Origin of the sequence: Bordetella sp. 02P26C-1 (assembly GCF_009763255.1) — a bacterium.
GTDB lineage: Bacteria > Pseudomonadota > Gammaproteobacteria > Burkholderiales > Burkholderiaceae_B > Bordetella_A.
This window is the reverse complement of record NZ_WSJB01000042.1, coordinates 1-819: the sequence shown is the minus strand read 5'-3', so window position 1 is coordinate 819 and position 819 is coordinate 1. Positions and strand designations below refer to the sequence as shown.

The 819-nt window shown below is 65.7% G+C and carries 1 pseudogene; it reads right to left on the bottom strand.

Features of this window, described 5'->3' with window-relative positions:
- A pseudogene (locus GOQ28_RS18475) lies at positions 1–626 on the bottom strand (hypothetical protein); the annotation flags it as partial.
- Positions 627–819 lie beyond the last annotated feature (193 nt).

The following is an 819-nucleotide window of genomic DNA, read 5'->3' as shown; positions in this document are numbered from 1 at the left end:
CTACCGCCCCCTGCCCCCGCGCCACCCAATTTGATGGTGGGCGCAAGCGTGGCCCCCAAGCTGGACGCCTGCGTTCTCGCGCTGCCAAAGCCGGCGTTGCCACCGCCACCGCCTATCGATTGAACGGTCAGGCCGTTGGCGTAGTCACCGTAAGTGCTGATGATGCTCACGGGCGAGCCGACTGGGTCCGGCGTGACTCTGACGTCGGTGCCCGCCACGTGGATCAGCCCTCCAATTGCCGCCCCGACCGGCCCGCCGCGACCGCCGGCGTCGCCCGAGGCACCCAATGTGAACCGCGGTTCAAGCGTCCAGGCGGTCTCCGCGCTGGATGGTCCCGCAGTCGCTGCCATGGACGAAGAGTCCCCGGCCGAGCCGCCGCCTGCGCCTATGCTCTGTACGAGCAGCGCGTGCGAGCCTTGACCGGCAGTAGCGATCTGGCCACCCTGGTTGATGGCGAAGGTGACGTAATGACCATCACCGGACACACCACTAGCGGCGCCTAACGCTACGTGGGTGGCAAGCGTAGCCTGGCCTCTATCAGAAAAATGGGAATCGGCGGCGAGAGCGTCCGCGCTGACATTACCCGCCAAGCCTCCGCCACCGCCACCGCCAATACTTTGCAGCACGACTCCGAAGGCATCTATCGGGAGCTCACCGGCTGTAGGACAAAGTGCAGCGCCGCAGTCTCCGAAGATCTCGGTGGCATATCCCGAAATGAGGCTGCCCGCAACCATCTCAGAACTCACCTGGCCACCGTTGCCGCCAAGGCCCCCGCTGGCACCCAGTACGACGCTGCCGTGGAGTATCGCACCACCATTA